The following is a 16,989-nucleotide window of genomic DNA, read 5'->3' as shown; positions in this document are numbered from 1 at the left end:
GCCAAGGAAACATGCAGCAAGGCTCTTCAGAGTGGCGGCAATACGCCGACCGGAATGAAGGCCAGGAACGCGGTGCCGTCGCGGACGTTGAGCCTCACCGTCGCCTCATTCTTGCCGCCGGCAAGCGCCGTCAGCATGTTGGCGACATTGTTGATCATGTCGGTTTCTTCCGGAAACACCTTTACGAGGCTCGCCCGCCAGGCATCGATATTCATCATGGTCAGCGAGAATTCGCCGGAAATCAGGCCCTGGTCATTGACCGAAAAGGGGCCCGAGAGTTTTGCACTCATTCCCTCGCCCGCATCCAGCGTCACGTGACGCAGTTCGCCGCTACTGCCGCGAAGCATGTGCTCGGAAAGAGCGCTTGCCTGCATCCACCCGGCCTTGCCGACGATGGTGACGTCCGCTGCGACATCGACGGGGGCAGCGAGGCTCGGCCCTTGCTCCGGGCGCAGATCGAGCTTCTCTATGCTCAGGGCTGCGTCGAGATCGTCGCCATTCTGGCGCAGGTGGATCTCGCCGTGGCTGGCGCCGAAACCCACGCTGTCGCCCGTCAGCGGCCAGCGCGCCGTTCCCGTGAGATTGTCATAGGCGATCGACGTGCGGTCGAGGCCCGACATCGTCGCCTTGAGGCTCGCGTGCAGCAGCGTCCAGTCGGCCGAGACCGAAAGTCCTGGCGAGACACGAACCTCGGCAGGGCCGTCGAGTTCGACGACGGCATGCCCCGGCTGATAGACTTGGGCCGCCGTTCTCAAGGCGCCGAAGGATGCGGAGGCGCCGTGAAGATTGTCGTCGAGCCGCAGTTTGTCGCAGAAAAGGCCGATGCGGAACGGGAAGCCGCGCACGTCCATCTCCGCGCATTCACCGCCAAGACCGTTTTCCCGCTTTTCCGAGAGGTAGGTTGTCAGTCGCTTTTCGATCTGGTCGGCAGCAAAGAACCAGCCGGCGGAATAAATGCCGGCGGCAAGCACGATACCCACCGTCAGCCAGAGAAACTTCTTGCCGGCTGGTGATCCGTTGGCGACGTCGGTGACGGTCATTCTAATCGTGTACTCCATTGCTGCTGTGGCGGGAACCGCTTCGGACCATTGCGAGCGAAGGCAGAAAGGATGGAAAAGCGACTTGGCGCTTCTCATTCCGTTCCGGGTGGCGGTTGCCGATCCTGCAAACTATTTTCCATTCCTGTATACGGTTGCCGACCTCCTCTTCCGTGTGCCGACAAAGTTTCGGCTTGAACGATCATGATAGCACTGGCGAATGATGCGACACGGGGTAGGCGGCTAAGATTGAATGGCAGTGGATATGGACGAATTTTGGGTCTTTGGCTACGGCTCGTTGATGTGGAACCCGGGTTTCCGTTTTGAGGAGAAGTCGACGGCGCGTGCCTTCGGCTACCGCCGCTCCCTCTGCGTGCGTTCCTGGGTGCATCGCGGCACGGAACAGCGGCCGGGTCTCGTGCTCGGCCTCGACTATGGCGGCTCCTGCATCGGCACGGCATTTCGCGTGCCGGGGAGCGAAAAGACCGACGTGATCGGCTATCTGCGCGAGCGGGAACTTGTGACGCATGTCTACAGGGAGCGGACCATGCCGGTCCAGCTTGCCGACGGACGCCGCGTGCCGGCGCTCGCCTACGTAGTCGACCGCGGCCACGCCCAATATGCCGGGGCACTCAGCGCGGCGGACGCGGCGGAAACGGTCGCAACCGCCTCCGGCAAGTCCGGGCCGAACACCGAATACGTCCTCAATACGCTCGCGCATCTCCAGGAAATGGGTATTCGCGACCCGTGGTTGGAGGATGTCGTCACAAGACTGACTGCGACGACAGCGGCACGCGTCTTTCCGGATGCGCAAAGGACGCTGTAGCTAGAGCGGGATGAGGAAAAGTGTCTGCGGTTTTCCGCCCGCATCCCGCTCTAACTTATTAGAATCGATCACGTTCATGATTTTAGGTCGATCCGACCTAAAATCATCGTGATCTATGCCTCAGGAGGCCTGACCGAGTTCGCGCAGCCGCTCCTTTGCCGTCGGTGGCAACGGCAGCTGCGGATTGGCCTTGACGGTCTCGACAAGCAGTTCATCGCTTGCGGCCTCGGTCACCTCGATCAGCTTTTTCAGGAACGCATCCGGATCCATCCCTGCCTCGACCGGCGGCAGGACGCGCACCTTGAAATGACCGGGGAAGCGCAGGAATTTGCGTCGCGGCCAGAAGAGGCCGGGATGCATGGCCACGGGCACGACCGGGACTTTGAGATCACGGTAGAGGCGGGCGATTCCGTATTTGTATTCGGGCGGTGCACCCGGAGGGCGACGCGTGCCTTCCGGATAGATGATCAACTGCCGCCCGGTCGCCATCTCGTTCTTCGTGCGGTCCATCACGTCGGTCATCGCTTTGCCGCGCGCCGCGCGGTTTACCGGCACCATGCGCTGCTTGATGATGTACCAGCCGAACAGCGGTATCCAGGTAAGCTCGCGCTTGAGGATGTAGAACGGATCGTCGAGCCATGGCAGAAGCGCATAGGCATCCCAGAAGGACTGATGTTTGGGCGCGAAAATATAGGGTCCCTCGGGAATATTCTCCAAACCTTCGATTTCGAACGTCGTGCCGACGATCTTCTCCAGAAGCCAGTGATTGCTGCGCACCCAATTCTTCGGCACGAACCAGGCTTTCTTGCGGGGAAGAATGAAATAGATCGGCGTCAGCACGATCATCTGGACGATCAGATTGGCATAGAAGACCAGATTGAAAAGGATCGAACGCAGGATGATCATCAGGTGGCTCTCGATGCGGACTACAGCGCCGCGCGTCTTAAGACGCCCCATCGACGCTGTAGAACTTTGAATTGCTGCCTACACGAATATGTCGCCAAGGAAAACCGCCGCGACGGCCCGGCGGGCCTTTCCCCGCGCAAAAGTCGTGTGGCATTCCGCGTGGGGCGCGCCCCTTGTTACTCCTCGGCCGGTGTTGCCCGAGAGGCAAGGGCCGCCCTGAGGCCGTTCGTCGGACGCGCGCCCATCATGTCGAGCAGCGAGGCGACGGAATATTTGCCATATTCGAGCAGAATGGCTTTCAGGACCAGCGGGTTGCGCAGCCAGTTGGTCGTCTTCAGGTCCGAATTCACGACGGGATAGGCGATGAACTCCGTGTCAGGCTTCGCGCGGCGCAATTCCAGGAGGCTGCGCGGCATATGATAATTGTTGGTGACGACGAGCACGCTCTTGTAGCCCCGATTGCGGATCCACTGGGCGGCCTCCGTGGCGTTGCCGATCGTGTCGATCGCTTCATGGCCGATGTCGACGCAGCATTTGAAGAGATCGGCCGAACTCTGCGTGTTGCGGCGTATCTGGGTTCCCGTCGTCGTCGGATGGACGCCTGAGATCAGCAGCCGCTTGCCTGCTCCTGATTTCAGAAGATCCACTGCTTGATCGATCCGCTGGAAACCGCCCGTCAGGACGACGATTGCGTCGGCCTTCGGATGAGCGGGCGGCTGCAGTGACGCAACGGTGTCTGCAAATTGCAGGAAGCCGGCGATAAAAACGGCAAGGAAAATGAGCAGCACGAAAAATGTCCGGCGCAGAAGCTTGCGCAACAGGCTGCGGGACCGGCGGCGGCGCGCGGCCCGCTCCCGCCAGTTGTCCCTCTCGGCCATTCCGCTCTCGCCCAATTCTCGCACCATCGTGATTCTCTTCACTCACAGCGCCGCGCGTCCAGTCGGACGCGCAAAGGTCGCTGTAGCACTTTGAATTGCTGCATGATTTTGTCCCTAAATCGATTCCGATTTAAGGAATCATGCAGTAGCCGCAGATTGCGGCAGGGAATAGATGGAGTGAAGGCGGTTCATGGCTGTCAGCTTTGATAAGTGTCCGTCCGGCCAGGATCCGACCGGATGAGATCTATTTCGTAGATCGTCCGCATGACTGTAAGGCGCGCCGTCAAAGTCGTCAGCAGGGCGATGACGATTATGATCGCGAAAATGCCGAGATAACCGGTATATCCGATGGCAAATCGGCCGAACAGCGCAGTCGCCTGGTCCGATTCGGGGGTGGCAAGTGTCCGCGATTGCCAGAAACTCGCCATTGCGAAGGAAAGTGCGGCCAAAAGACCGCCGGTGCCGGCCCCTTTCAGGCTGATTCGCAGGAAGTGCTTCTGGAACTCGGAGGCAACGAAACCCGCTTCCGCGCCGACGAAATGCAGCACTTCGACGATGTGACGATTGCCGGACAATGCGCCGCGGGTCGCGAAGACGACGGTGAGCACCATGGCCGAGAAAACCAGCGCGAGCACGCCGCTCCCGATCATCGCGGTGGTATTGGCCATCGCCACCAGGCGGTCGACCCAGGTGCGATGATCGTCGAGGAAGGCCTGCGGGATGGTTTCCGTCAACGCGGTGCGCATGGCGGCGAAATCGGGCGGGTTGTTCTCGTCGATCGTAATGACGATCAGCCGTGGCACAGGCAATTCGTCGAGGTCGAGACCCTCGCCGAGCCACGGCTCAAGCAGCCGGGCCGTGGCGGCTCGGTCGACAATCTTCCCGCCGGTCGTGCCGCTGAAGGTCAACGCCAGGTCGCGCGCATCGGCGAGCGCCTTTTCCATATCGAGATTGTCGTCGGGCTTGATCTGGATGGTGATTTCCCGTGAGATCTGGGACTGCCAGCTTTGCGCCGTCGCGCGTACCATGCTGACCCCGCCGAGGGTCAGGCAGGCAAGGAAGGACATGATCGCGATGACGCACATCAGCGCATGACCGGAAACATTGGCCGAAGGCACGATCGGACCTGTCGGGCGCACGCGCATCTCCGCGCGACGCTGCTGCTGTTCGGGTTCGCGGCGGGGGATGCTGTTCTCATTCATAGATGTCGAGCCGCCCCTGAGACAGGATCATGCGCCGGGCCTCGACCTGGTCCATCAAAGACAGGTCGTGAGTGGCGATCACCACCGCCGTTCCAAGCCGATTGAGCTCGAGGAAGAGGTTGAGCAGCCGGCGCGCCATCGGCGGGTCGACGTTGCCTGTCGGCTCGTCGGCGAGCAGGATCTCCGGCCGGTCGATCAGGGCCCGGGCGATCGCCGCACGTTGTTTTTCGCCACCCGAAAGCACCGGCGGCAGGACGTTGATACGCTCGCCGAGGCCGACCCATTTGAGAAGTTCGAGCACATCCGCGCGGTAGCTCGCCTCCTCCTTGCCGCGCACTCGGAGCGGCAGGGCGACGTTCTCGTACGTGGTCAGGTGGTCGAGGAGGCGGAAGTCCTGAAAGACGATGCCGACACGCCGGCGCAGCATCGGGAATTCGTCTCTCGGGATGGACGAGATGTTGCGATCGAACATGCGGATCAACCCGCGCGTCGGCTGCAGCGACAGAAAGAGCAGCCGCAGCAAGGTCGTTTTGCCGGCGCCCGAAGGTCCCGTGAGAAACTGAAACGACCGGCGTGGAATGTCGAATGTCAGGTCCCGGAGGATTTCCGGTCCCATGCCATAGCGCAAGCCGACGTTCTCAAAGTGAATCAATGGGACAGCCCAGTCTCTCGTCACGACCTTCGACATCCGCCACCAAGTCGATCGCCCCCGTACAGGACAGCAAGTCCGCCAAGGCAAAACCGTTTGCGGCACGGCGGTTAAGCGGCGGTTAACTTTCCATGAAAAGGCGTCGCTTTCACGGCTTCTTTCCGAAACATTAACCATTTCGGTTTACGTGTCGTCAGGATTTGATGCAATGCCCTGTTTCTTGCACAAGCCGGTTACAGGCATTGTCCGCAAGCTCCGCTCAAGCCTGCCGCCAGTCGAGCTGCCGATCCGCGAGGAGCGACGGAGTGATCCCGAGGGGGAACCCATGCAGGCATTTCGCTCAAGAACCACCGCACGCATCGATCTGCTTCCTCCGGAACGCGAGGCGCGTCTAAGCGGCGCCACGGCCAGAAACCTCGACTATGTCGATGCGGAATTCGAGACCATCGCCACCGCCGCTCGGCCCAGTCCTTATCCGGTCTTCAACGACAACCGGCGAGCCGGTCACCGCACGCGCCACAGGGGAAAGCCCGTTCGGCAGGCCCTGACGGTCGTCGAGACCAGGTTGCGCGGCATGCCGCCCCGCCAATTCGCCGGGCTGGTCAGCGGGCTGGGCCTTGGGGTTTTTCTTCTGATCGCGGGCCTTTTCAGCGGAGGCCAGGCAGACAGCAAACCTCTGTCGATCGGAGGCGTCACGACCTCCTTCGACTATGCCGGCGGCATGCGTGTGCTTTCGGTCTACGGAAGCATCGACAACCGCTCCAGCACCGAACAGCGTCTGCCGCTTGTCGTGGTCGACGTCAGGAGCAACGGACGCAAGGTGACGGCAACGCGCTTGATGCCCGACGGCGCGTCGATCGCACCCGGCGAGAGCCGACATTTCGCTGCCCGTCTTCCCTATACGGGCGGAAAAATGCCGGATGTGACCGTTTCTTTCGCCGAAAGCAGTGTTTCTCGGCTCTGATTGTGCTAAGCGGCGCCTGAAAGGAAGGCGGTCCTTGTCTTTCGCAATGAAGTCCTGGAGAGCCCCGTATGCCCGTCGTCCGCGGCAAGAACATCGAAGTCCTTTATAGCGCCGAGACGATCGCCGCCCGCAATCACGAGCTGGCCGACGCCATCGTTCGCGGCCCGCACAAGGATCTGCTGGTCATTTCGATATTGAAGGGCTCGTTCATCTTCGCAGCCGATCTGATCCGTGCCATGCATGATGCCGGACTTGCGCCCGAGGTCGAATTCATCACGCTGTCGAGCTACGGCACGGGAACCGAATCCAAGGGTGTGAAGATCACCAAGGATATCGACAGCGACGTGCACGGTCGCGATGTGTTGCTGATCGACGACATTCTCGAGTCCGGCGGGACCTTGCGTTTCGCGAAGGACCTGCTTCTGGAGCGCGGCGCCCGCAATGTCACGATCGCCGTTCTCCTGGACAAGCGGATGAAACGGCGGGTCGATCTGGAGGCCGATTATGTCGGCTTCGAGTGCCCGGACCATTTCGTCGTCGGCTACGGCATGGACGTCGCCTACGCCTTCCGTGAATTGCCATTCGTCGGGGTCGTCACAGGCGACGCTGAGTGATACTACCGCGCCGGGCGTCTCATAAGACGCGCAAAGGTCGCCGCAGTCCTTTGAATGCTGCATGACGTTTTTCTTGGATCGGGACCCGTCCAAGGAATGACGCGCCGCCTTTTCTGAAAATCGACGCTGCCGCGTTTACCGAAAGCAAACGAAAAGCTGGTTGTTTGGAGGGGCGTCACGGCTTCGGCCATGCCGAAACGTGGCGTCGGCATATGCTCGAAATCGGCAGCGGTTTCAGAAGGCATCATGCTCGAGTTCAACGAGATGAGCGTCCTTTGCCAGTCCAAGGGACGCATGGCGCTCTATGGGAGCGAACACGGGAGGCCATGATGGCGAGAATCCTGATTACCGAGGATGAGGATGCCCTGCGCTCATTTGTGGCGCGCGCATTGCGACTCGATGGGCATGAAACGGTCGAGGCGGGTGATGGGGCCGATGGGCTCGCTCGCCTGCAAAGCCAGGCCTTTGATCTGCTTTTATCCGACATCCGCATGCCGGTGATGGACGGCATCGAATTGGCGCATCAGGCATCTGCCGCGTTTCCAGCGCTCAAGATCCTGCTGATGACCGGCTATGCGGAACAGCGCGAACGCGCTGACGATCTTTCGGGCAAGGTCGTCGATGTGATTTCCAAGCCGTTTTCGCTGCCCGACATCCGCAAGGCGGTCGCCTTGGCGCTCGTCGCCTGACAGCCATTCCGATTTCCGGCCTTCGCCGCCTTGCTGGCGGCGGCCAGCTGCAACGCCATGCGTCCTTTTACAGGCGTGGCCGTCGCTGAAAGCAGCGCTGCAGTGGTCAACGCATATCGAGCAGGCGCTCGAGATATTGCCGCTCGGCTTCCGGAGACAGGCTGTCGCCGAGTTTACGGCGGATCGCGTCGAGGATTTCGCGGGCGCGTTGCGTATCGATTTCGTCCGGAACCTTGACCTGGTCGCCGAAGTCGGGTCCGATGTTCTGCTGACGACGGCCGAGCGGATCACGTCCATTCTGGCCGTATTGCGGAACGCCCTGTCCGGGACCCTGCTGTCCCTGGGCCTGCATCTGGTTCATCATGTCCTGTGCGCCTTCGCGCAACGCCTGCAGCGCCCGGCCCTGACTGCCGACGGCCTGTTCGCCCTCGCCCTCGCCAAGAGCGTCGGCCGCTCCCTTCATCTCGCGCTGTGCTTCGCCGAAGCCCTTGCCGGGCTTGACGCCAAGCTGCTCGAGGCCCTTCTGCAGTTCCCCAAGCTGCTTGCCAAGCCCTTCCTGCTGCTGTCTCAGTTGCTTCAAGGCTTCCTTCAACTGTTCGGCGGTCATGTCGTCGAGCGGGCTGGGCTGGCCGTTGGGATCGTTTCGCTGCCCGGGATCCTGCGGCATGTCCTGACCGAAGAGTTCGTTGTCTTTATCCTGTAACGGGTCGCCACGTTGCATGCGGTCGCGTAGCGCCTGGTCCAGTTTGAAGGTCTCATCCATCAATTGTTGCTGCTGCTGCATCAACTGGCCGAGCTTGTCCATCTGCTGACGCATGGCGTTGTTCTGCTCGCCCATCTGCTGCATGCGTCCGGCCTGCAGGTTGTTCATCATCCTTTGCAGTTCGGACAGGAGTTGGCGTGCCTGATCGCGCGAGCCGGACCGGGCCAGGTTTTCGATCTGGTCCATCATCTTCTGCAGGTCCTGCTGGCGCAGCACGTTGTTCTGGTCGGGGTTGGCCATGCGCGGATTTTTCGCGGCTTGCTGTGCAAGTTCCTGCATGTATTCCTGCATCGCCTGGCGCAATTCCTGCATCAGCTTGGCGATTTCCTCGTCGGACGCATTGCGGTCCAGTGCATCGGAAAGCTTCTGCTGAGCGTCGCGCAGCCGCCGTTCGGCGAGCGACAGGTCCCCGTCCTCTATGCCGAGAGCAATCTCCCAGAGGTGATCGGCCGCGTCCCTGAGCATGTCGTCGTTGCGCGCGAGTGCCATGCGCGTGCGTGCCGATTGGATCAGCAGGAAATGCGTAAGGTTGGGGATCGTCTCCTCCGCATAGAGCGTCAGTGCGTCGTTGAGATCGATCGCGCGCGGAAGGTCGTTGACATTGAGCGCGAAGACCTGTCGCTGCTCGGCAACAGCGGCGGCGAGCGGTTCGAAGAACTGGCGCGCCGGAAGGATCACGTCCTGCGGCACACTTCGGCCTTCCTGGCCGGCAGCATCGCGGGCGACCAGGGTGATGCGCGCACGCTTTCCAGCGAGCGGATGCTCGCTGAGGTTCCGGCTCGTGGTCCCCTTGGCCTCCCGCGCGTTGCGGCGCGGCAGGTCGAGGCGGTACTCGGGCGCAGGGTAGAGCGAGCGGGCGCCGGCAGGCAGTTCATCCAGCGGCTTGATCTCTGCCCAGGCCTGCGAAATCCCATAGTCGTCATGCGCAAGGAAGCTTATTTCGAGCGACGCGTTCGCGGTCGGGCGCGGCGTGCCATCGAATGCGATGTCGGGGACGCTGTCCGGCGTGATCTTGAAGTTCCAGCTTTGTCCGCCGACCGAAAGCGTTCCGTCCTTGGTTATCTTGTAGAGATGGTTGCGGACGCCGTTTCGCGGCATCTGCGCGGTTTCCTGCGGCTCCGTCTTCGGCTCGGATTTCGCTTTGTCAGCGGAAGCTGGAATGGTGATCGGTCCCGTTCCACCGGATTCGGCATAGCTCACACGTGCCTCCGGCCCGGCGCCGGTTATCCTGACGGTCAAATCGCTGAACTGCGGCACGGTGAAGAGGGTCTTTTCCTGCTGCGCCGGGGCCGCATCCTGCGATGGCATGTCTTGCGATACCACGCCTTGCGAGGTCGTTTCTTGCCGGCCAGTCAGGAAAATCGGCGCGCGGCCCGTATAGGCCGGCGGCGTTACCCAGGCGTCGATGCGGATGTCCGCCGCGACAACCTGTTGCTGGGGCAGCCGGAAAGCGTCGGTTACCAGCCCCGCGCGGTTCGAATAGGAATAGGCAAATGCAATGCAGGCAAGAAGCACGGGGACCGCCCTGAGTGCCCAGGGGTCGTGCCGCGCGATGTCGGGGCGCGGAAGGCCGGTGTCCAATGCGCGGACCAATCGGGCCATGCGCGCCTGATGCTCCCGCCACAGCGCCGCTCCGAACGCTCCCTCGGTCGCCGGCGTGTCGTCCTGGACGCGGATCGCCTGATGCGGCAGGTCGTTGCGCTCTTCGAGCATCCGGTCCGCATCGGGGTTTTCTGGCCAGCGGATCCGGGTTAGCGGCAGGAGCGAGAAGAACAGTCCCGCGAAGAAGGCGAGAAGGATTGCGGCGTGCAGCCACAACGGCGCAACGCGGAAGAAGCCAAGCCAGCCGGCGGAGAGGAACAGGAGAACGATTGACGCGGGCATCAGCGCGCGGGGCAGAATCTGCTCCGCCAAAAGGACCAAGCGGGCGAAAAACCTCTTGGTTGCCAGCATCCTGGCAAACGGCTTCGGTTGTGGCGTGTCATCCCGCCGGAATTGCGTCATCCGCCCAAGTTCCCTTTCGGTCGCTCATGGTCGTCCTTCTGCATGTATGCTTAAATCGCAGCCGATCAAGGACAAAACATGCAGCAATTCAAAGTGCTACAGCGTCCGTCGTGCGTCTGGCAACGCGCCGCGCCGTAGTGATCCTCGCACCGCAGGATAACACCGTTTGTGGCGAAGACGAGGGCGACAACAAATCGTGATCGCCGCACGGCTTTGCGGCGTCTCCGCCGGAAACTAAACCAGAGAGGCTCAGTCGAGCCACTCCGGAACCGAATCGAGGCCGATCAGGCTGTCATAGTCCTGACGCGGCCGCACGACGTGGAAGCGGTCGCCCTTGACGAGCACTTCCGGAACGAGCAGGCGGCTGTTGTAGGTACCCGACTGCACCGCGCCGTAAGCACCGGCCGAGCCGATTGCGAACAGATCGCCCGGTTTCGGCATCGCCATCTCGCGATCGAGCGCGAGGTAGTCGCCGGTTTCGCAAACGGGGCCCACCACGTCGGCCTTGATGCGCGGTGCGTTGGCAGCCGAAATCTTCACCGGCCGGATTTCGTGATAGGCCTCGTAGAGGGTCGGGCGGATCAGGTCGTTCATCGCGCCATCGACGATGACGAAGGTCTTGTCACCGCCATCCTTCACGTAGATCACTTCGGTGACGAGAATACCGGCGTTGCCGACGATCAGCCGGCCGGGTTCGGTCACGATGCGGCAGTTAAGGCCCTTGAGCTGGTTCTTGACGATGTCGGCATAGGCATCGGGCAATGGCGGCGGATTGTTGTCGTCCCTGTAGGGAATGCCGAGACCTCCGCCGATGTCGACGTGATCGATCACATGGCCATCAGACCTGAGGGTATCGACGAGTTCGCGCAGCAGCTTGAAGGCATCGTCGAACGGCTGCAACTCGGTAATCTGGCTGCCGATATGCATGTCGATGCCGGTGACCTTGATGCCGGGCAGGGTGGCGGCGTGGGCGTAGACGCTGCGCGCCCGCTCCCAGGAAATACCGAACTTGTTCTCCTTCTTGCCGGTCGAAATCTTCGCATGCGTACGGGCATCGACGTCCGGATTGATGCGGAAGGAGACATGCGCCTGCTTGCCGGCCCTTAGCGCCCGCTGGTTCAGGACCTCCAGCTCCGGTTCGGACTCGACATTGAAGCAATAGATGCCCGCCTCGATCGCGAAATCCATCTCGCGCGCAGTCTTGCCGACGCCGGAAAACATGATCCGGTCTGCCGGCACGCCGGCGGCAAGCGCGCGACGGAGCTCGCCTTCGGAAACCACATCGACCCCCGCGCCAAGCCGGGCCAGCGTCTTCAATACGGCCTGGTTCGAATTGGCCTTCATGGCGTAGCAGACCATGGCGTCAACATCGGCAAAGGCCTGGGCGAAGACCCGGTAGTGGCGTTCCAGCGTTGCTGTGGAATAGCAATAGAAGGGTGTTCCGACGGCTCTTGCGATGTCCGTTACGGGGACGTCTTCGGCGTAGAGAATTCCGTCACGGTATTGGAAATGGTTCACGGGTTTCGCTCGGTTCAGAGGAGGGGATCAAGCAGGAAGGGCCGGTCATCTACCGTAGCCTTCTCTTCGACGGTTCCCGCCGGCGCTTTGGTGTTGATCGTCGTGGCGCCCGGCCTGTCGAGATCGCCCTTACGCCCACAACCGATGAGAACCAGCCCGGGGATAGCGAGCACAAGCGCAAGCCGGGCTGCCTTCGTCAATGTCATCGTCATTTTCCTTTGCCGGAACGGGAGCCGAGTGAGTCGGAGCGGGCGGGTCTTCCGGCCCCGCTCTGGAGCGATGTCTTATCGATTTTTCAGGGCCTTGTGCACCCTCTTTCTGCGCTGGCTCAAGCGCGTCGCCTACCATGGGAGCCAGGCGACACGCTTAGGTCTTTGCTGGCATGCATGTCGTTGTCCGAAACCGCCGCACACTTTCGGGCGACATGCATCAGTTGCGGCCCCGCCACCAGGCGATCTGCTTGCGCACTTCGGCAGGGGCGGTGCCGCCGAAGCTGGTGCGGCTTGCGACCGAAGCCTCGACGGTGAGCACGTCGAAGACCTTCTCGGTGATTGCCGCATTGATCGACTGCAGGTCGGCGAGCGACAGATCGGCGAGATCGCAACCCTTCTGCTCGGCAAGCGCCACGGCGCGGCCGGTCACATGATGGGCGTCGCGGAAGGGCAGACCCGCCTCTCTCACTAGCCAGTCGGCAAGGTCGGTCGCGGTCGAATAGCCGGAGCCGGCCGCAGCCTTCATCCGATCGGCACGCACGCTCATGTCGCGCACCATGCCGGTCATTGCAGCAATTGCCAGTTCGAGGCTCTCGGCGGCGTCGAAGACTTGCTCCTTGTCCTCCTGCATGTCCTTCGAATAGGCGAGCGGCAGGCCCTTCATCACGGTCAGCAGTGCAATCAGCGAACCGTTGATGCGACCCGTCTTGGCACGCACGAGCTCGGCGGCATCGGGGTTCTTCTTCTGCGGCATGATCGACGAGCCGGTCGAAAACGCGTCCGACAGACGGATGAAGCCGAATTGCGGGGTCGACCAGATGACGATCTCTTCGGCAAGGCGCGACAGATGTGTCGCCGCGATCGAGGCAATCGAAAGGAACTCCAGTGCGAAGTCGCGGTCGGAGACGGTGTCGATCGAATTGCGGGTCGGCTCGCGGAAGCCAAGCGCCTTTGCCGTCATGTGCCGGTCGATCGGAAAGCCGGTGCCTGCCAGAGCCGCAGCGCCGATCGGGCTTTCGTCCATGTGCTCGATCGCATGGCGGACGCGCGAGCGGTCGCGGCCGAACATTTCGACGTAGGCCATGCAATGATGGCCGAAGGTGACCGGCTGCGCCGTCTGCAGATGGGTGAACCCGGGCATCACTGTGTCGGCATGTTCTTCGGCGCGATCCAGGAAGGCGGCGATCAGCGCCGTCAGCGCCTTTTCGGTTTTCTGCAGTTCTTCCTTCACCCACAGGCGAAAGTCGAGCGCAACCTGGTCGTTGCGCGAGCGCGCCGTGTGCAGCCGGCCGGCAGCGGGCCCGATCAGGGTTGCCAGCCGCGCTTCGACATTCATGTGAATGTCTTCCAGGCGTCGTGAGAATTCGAATGCACCGCTTTCGATCTCTGACAGGATCGTGTCGAGCCCGTGAACGATCTTGTCTTTGTCTTCGGCAGAAATGATGCCTTGATGCGCCAGCATGGTCGCATGCGCTATTGAGCCGCGGATGTCCTGGGCATAGAGCTTCTTGTCGAAGCCGATTGAGGCGTTTATCTCCTCCATGATTGCATCCGGGCCAGAGGCGAAGCGCCCGCCCCACATCTGGTTGGAGGATTTCGTCTCGGAACTGCCGTCAGCCATGAGGATGCCCGCCTTGGAGAATGAAATGCCAGACCAGAAGAAAAGTCCCCTGGCCGTCAGGTTGTTCGCGCTCGCCGCCCTTTTCGGCGTGATCGTCGGTGCGGCTGCGGTATACGTGAAGGAGACGGGGTCTGGCAATGCCACAGGATCCGGCGACCGCGCGGCGACGCAAACGGCTGAAGGCGGGAGCTGTCCACAAACCAAACAGAAGGTCGCTTCGCTGACCCCGTTCATGAAGGGCCAGGTCGCGGCGATGACGCCGGCGGCAGACCCGCGTCCGATCCGTGGTCTCGATTTTAACGGCCCCGATGGAAAACCGCTGACCCTTGCCGCGTTTGCCGGCAAGACGGTCCTCGTCAACCTTTGGGCGACCTGGTGCGTGCCCTGCCGGGAGGAGATGCCGGCGCTGAACGGACTGCAGAAAGCGCTCGGTGGCGACCGCTTCCAGGTCGTCGCGATCAACATCGACACCGGCGACGACGAAAAGCCGAGAGCCTTCCTCGATGAGGTCGGGGTTCACGAGCTCGGCTACTACCGGGATGCGTCGATGGGCGTGTTCAATACGCTCAAGAAAGAGGGCCTCGCCTTCGGCCTTCCTGCGACCCTGCTCCTCGACGACAAGGGCTGCCTGATCGGGTCGATGAACGGTCCCGCCGCCTGGGATAGTGAGGATGCGAAGGGGCTCATTCAGGCAGCGTTGGGCGCGTCGGCCGGCAGCTGATGGTTATCGATTCCAATAAGTTGAGACGCGGGATGCGGAAAACCGCGCACACTTTTCCTCATCCCGCTAGATCATTTCACCGTTTCATTGAAACAGTGAAATGATCTAACTCTTTGAAACTACGCAATTCCGGACGGAAAACCGTTACACACTTTTCCTGGAATTGCTCTAGCGCGTCGGAATTGGCACGTCGCCGCGATAGTCGTAGAAGCCACGGCCAGACTTGCGACCGAGCCAGCCGGCTTCGACATATTTGACCAGCAGCGGACAGGGGCGGTACTTCGAGTCGGCCAGGCCGTCGTGCAGCACCTGCATGATCGAAAGGCAGGTGTCGAGGCCGATGAAGTCGGCCAACTGCAACGGCCCCATCGGATGGTTGGCGCCGAGTTTCATCGCCGTGTCGATCGCATCCACGGTGCCGACGCCCTCATAGAGCGTGTAGATCGCTTCGTTGATCATCGGCAACAGGATGCGGTTGACGATGAAGGCAGGGAAATCCTCGGCAACGGTGACGGTCTTGTCGAGATGAGCGACGAACTCCTTCGCCGTCTTGAAGGTCTCTTCATCGGTCGCAATGCCGCGCACCAGTTCCACCAGCTTCATCACCGGAACCGGGTTCATGAAGTGGATGCCCATGAAATGTTCCGGCCGGTCTGTCGCGGACGCGAGCCGCGTGATCGACAGCGAAGACGTGTTGGTCGCGAGAATCGCTTCCGGCTTCATGATCGGGCAAACCTGGCCGTAAATCTTGCGCTTGACGGTCTCGTCTTCCGTTACCGCCTCTATCACAAGATCGGCTTGAGAGAGATCGTTGATGTCGGCGGAACCCTTGATCAGGGAAAGCGCCTTCTTGCGATCCTCGTCGGTCATCTTGCCGGAGGAAACCTGGCGGGCGAGATTGCCGTTGATGGTCGCAAGTCCGGCTTCGATCCGGTCCGCAGCAAGATCGTAGAGCTGCACCTTGTATCCGGCGGCTGCCGAAACATGGGCAATGCCGCAGCCCATCTGACCAGCGCCAATAATTCCGACCGTCTTGATCATCGAAGCGAACACCCATCTTCAAGAGATTTTCGGCAGCTTTGCAGCCGCAGATACAAAAATACCGGGCCGCTTGGGCCGGCCCGGTACGATTGTTAATGCCAAGCACGCGCTTTTTCCAGCCTTTTTCATGCCGGAGGCAAACGCGTTTTACGTGTGGTTACAGCGCCTTTTCGAGTTCGGGCAGGACGTCGAAGAGGTCGGCGACGAGGCCGTAGTCGGCGACCTGGAAGATCGGCGCCTCCTCGTCCTTGTTGATGGCGACGATCACCTTGGAATCCTTCATGCCGGCGAGGTGCTGGATCGCCCCGGAGATGCCGCAGGCGATGTAGAGGTCGGGGGCGACCACCTTGCCGGTCTGGCCGACCTGCCAGTCGTTCGGGGCATAACCGGCATCGACGGCGGCTCGGCTTGCGCCGACGGCGGCGCCGAGCTTGTCGGCGACCGGCAGGATCACTTCCTTGAACTTTTCCGACGAGCCGAGCGCCCGGCCGCCGGAGATGATGATCTTCGCCGAGGTCAGCTCCGGCCGGTCCGACGACGACAGCGCATCGGCAACATGGCTGGAAACGCCCGGATTGGCGGCGGCCGCAACCGTCTCGATCGCGGCCGAACCGCCTTCAGCGGCAGCGGCGAACGAGGCCGTGCGCACCGTGATCACCTTCTTGGCTTCGCTCGTCTGCACCGTCTGGATGGCGTTGCCGGCATAGATCGGCCGCTTGAAGGTGTCACTGGAAACGACCTCGATGATCTCCGAGACCTGGGCGACGTCGATGAGTGCGGCAACGCGCGGCAAAACGTTCTTGCCGACCGAGGTGGCGGCGGCAACGATGGTGTCGTAGCCGCCGGCGAGCGCGACGATCGTGGCGGCGAGCGGCTCGGCGAGATTGTTGGCGAGCGAGGCGTCGTCGGCGACCAGCACCTTGGCCACACCGGCAAGCTTCGCCGCCTGATCGGCGATCGCCTTGACGTTCGAACCGGCGACCAGCACATGCACGTCGGAGCCGATCTTGGTGGCGGCGGTCAGCGCTTTCGCCGTCTGGTCGGAAAGGTGGGTGGTGTCGTGGTCAGCCAGAAGCAGAATGGCCATGGTGTTGTTCTCCCTTTCCTGAACCTTACAATACGCCGGCTTCGCCCTTGAGCTTCTCGACGAGCTCGGCGACCGACTTGACCTTGATGCCGGCCTTGCGGCCGGACGGCTCTTCCGTCTTCAGCACCTTCAGCCGCGGCGAAGTGTCGACGCCGAAATCGGCCGGGCTCTTCTTGTCGAGCGGCTTCTTCTTCGCCTTCATGATGTTCGGCAGCGAGGCATAACGCGGCTCGTTCAGACGAAGATCGGTGGTCACC

16 protein-coding genes and 1 pseudogene are annotated in these 16,989 nt (G+C 61.7%); 5 read left to right on the top strand and 12 right to left on the bottom strand.

The genetic code is table 11. The features are described 5' to 3' along the window. Positions 1–26: 26 nt before the first annotated feature. Positions 27–1,040, bottom strand: a complete 1,014-nt coding sequence (locus QN222_RS11705; protein ID WP_283963856.1) for a DUF2125 domain-containing protein — start codon at positions 1,038–1,040, stop codon at positions 27–29. Between the two features lie 250 nt (positions 1,041–1,290). Here QN222_RS11705 and QN222_RS11700 point away from each other — a divergent pair, with 250 nt between their 5' ends. After that, on the top strand, positions 1,291–1,863 hold the full coding sequence (locus QN222_RS11700; protein WP_283963855.1) for a gamma-glutamylcyclotransferase: 573 nt from the start codon (positions 1,291–1,293) through the stop codon (positions 1,861–1,863). A gap of 120 nt (positions 1,864–1,983) precedes the next feature. Here the strand turns inward: QN222_RS11700 and QN222_RS11695 are convergent, their stop codons facing one another. The 4 genes from QN222_RS11695 to ftsE all read right to left on the bottom strand — a co-directional run bounded on the left by QN222_RS11695 (position 1,984) and on the right by ftsE (position 5,501). Next, positions 1,984–2,769, bottom strand: a complete 786-nt coding sequence (locus QN222_RS11695; RefSeq protein ID WP_283963854.1) for a 1-acyl-sn-glycerol-3-phosphate acyltransferase — start codon at positions 2,767–2,769, stop codon at positions 1,984–1,986. 176 nt (positions 2,770–2,945) lie between these two features. Beyond that, on the bottom strand, positions 2,946–3,647 hold the full coding sequence (locus QN222_RS11690; RefSeq protein ID WP_283963872.1) for a YdcF family protein: 702 nt from the start codon (positions 3,645–3,647) through the stop codon (positions 2,946–2,948). Between the two features lie 197 nt (positions 3,648–3,844). Continuing rightward, positions 3,845–4,849 (bottom strand): ABC transporter permease, encoded by a 1,005-nt coding sequence (locus QN222_RS11685; protein ID WP_283963853.1) that lies wholly within the window; start codon positions 4,847–4,849, stop codon positions 3,845–3,847. Then, positions 4,842–5,501 carry a cell division ATP-binding protein FtsE gene (gene ftsE, locus QN222_RS11680; protein WP_167528349.1) on the bottom strand — a complete coding sequence of 220 codons (660 nt, stop codon included), beginning with the start codon at positions 5,499–5,501 and terminating at the stop codon, positions 4,842–4,844. The genes QN222_RS11685 and ftsE overlap by 8 nt, the downstream gene beginning before the upstream one ends. 205 nt (positions 5,502–5,706) lie before the next feature. Between ftsE and QN222_RS11675 the strand changes: the two genes are divergently transcribed. The 3 genes from QN222_RS11675 to QN222_RS11665 all read left to right on the top strand — a co-directional run bounded on the left by QN222_RS11675 (position 5,707) and on the right by QN222_RS11665 (position 7,765). Beyond that, positions 5,707–6,462, top strand: coding sequence for a hypothetical protein (locus tag QN222_RS11675; RefSeq protein WP_283963852.1), 756 nt, complete (start codon positions 5,707–5,709; stop codon positions 6,460–6,462). Between the two features lie 68 nt (positions 6,463–6,530). Continuing rightward, positions 6,531–7,076: a hypoxanthine phosphoribosyltransferase gene (hpt, locus tag QN222_RS11670; RefSeq protein WP_153441595.1), complete on the top strand. Its 546-nt coding sequence runs from the start codon at positions 6,531–6,533 to the stop codon at positions 7,074–7,076. A 329-nt stretch (positions 7,077–7,405) separates the two neighbouring features. After that, on the top strand, positions 7,406–7,765 hold the full coding sequence (locus QN222_RS11665) for a response regulator (RefSeq protein ID WP_283963871.1): 360 nt from the start codon (positions 7,406–7,408) through the stop codon (positions 7,763–7,765). 106 nt (positions 7,766–7,871) lie between these two features. Here QN222_RS11665 and QN222_RS11660 read toward each other — a convergent pair whose 3' ends face one another. From QN222_RS11660 to argH, 4 genes are all read right to left on the bottom strand, one after another. Next, on the bottom strand, positions 7,872–10,532 hold the full coding sequence (locus QN222_RS11660) for a TIGR02302 family protein (protein WP_283963851.1): 2,661 nt from the start codon (positions 10,530–10,532) through the stop codon (positions 7,872–7,874). Positions 10,533–10,781: 249 nt separating this feature from the next. Then, on the bottom strand, positions 10,782–12,050 hold the full coding sequence (lysA, locus tag QN222_RS11655; protein WP_283963850.1) for a diaminopimelate decarboxylase: 1,269 nt from the start codon (positions 12,048–12,050) through the stop codon (positions 10,782–10,784). Positions 12,051–12,064: 14 nt separating this feature from the next. Beyond that, complete coding sequence (locus QN222_RS11650; protein ID WP_283963849.1) at positions 12,065–12,262, bottom strand: lipoprotein; 198 nt, start codon at positions 12,260–12,262, stop codon at positions 12,065–12,067. Positions 12,263–12,479: 217 nt separating this feature from the next. Further along, on the bottom strand, positions 12,480–13,883 hold the full coding sequence (gene argH, locus QN222_RS11645) for an argininosuccinate lyase (protein WP_283963848.1): 1,404 nt from the start codon (positions 13,881–13,883) through the stop codon (positions 12,480–12,482). Between the two features lie 25 nt (positions 13,884–13,908). Here argH and QN222_RS11640 point away from each other — a divergent pair, with 25 nt between their 5' ends. Beyond that, entirely contained in the window at positions 13,909–14,604 is a 696-nt protein-coding gene (locus QN222_RS11640) for a TlpA disulfide reductase family protein (RefSeq protein ID WP_283963847.1), read from the top strand. 168 nt (positions 14,605–14,772) lie between these two features. Here the strand turns inward: QN222_RS11640 and QN222_RS11635 are convergent, their stop codons facing one another. The 3 genes and pseudogenes from QN222_RS11635 to QN222_RS11625 all read right to left on the bottom strand — a co-directional run. Further along, a complete protein-coding gene (locus QN222_RS11635) occupies positions 14,773–15,645 on the bottom strand; it encodes a 3-hydroxybutyryl-CoA dehydrogenase (RefSeq protein ID WP_153441600.1) in 873 nt (290 codons plus the stop codon). 157 nt (positions 15,646–15,802) lie between these two features. Further along, positions 15,803–16,732 (bottom strand): electron transfer flavoprotein subunit alpha/FixB family protein, encoded by a 930-nt coding sequence (locus QN222_RS11630; protein ID WP_283963846.1) that lies wholly within the window; start codon positions 16,730–16,732, stop codon positions 15,803–15,805. Positions 16,733–16,757: 25 nt separating this feature from the next. Further along, positions 16,758–16,989, bottom strand: a pseudogene (locus QN222_RS11625) (electron transfer flavoprotein subunit beta/FixA family protein); the annotation flags it as partial.

The organism is Sinorhizobium sp. 6-70, assembly GCF_030124375.1.
In the GTDB taxonomy this organism is placed as follows: Bacteria; Pseudomonadota; Alphaproteobacteria; order Rhizobiales; family Rhizobiaceae; genus Sinorhizobium.
Note: the sequence above shows the minus strand (reverse complement) of the source record. Positions and strands in the feature narration are given on the sequence as shown.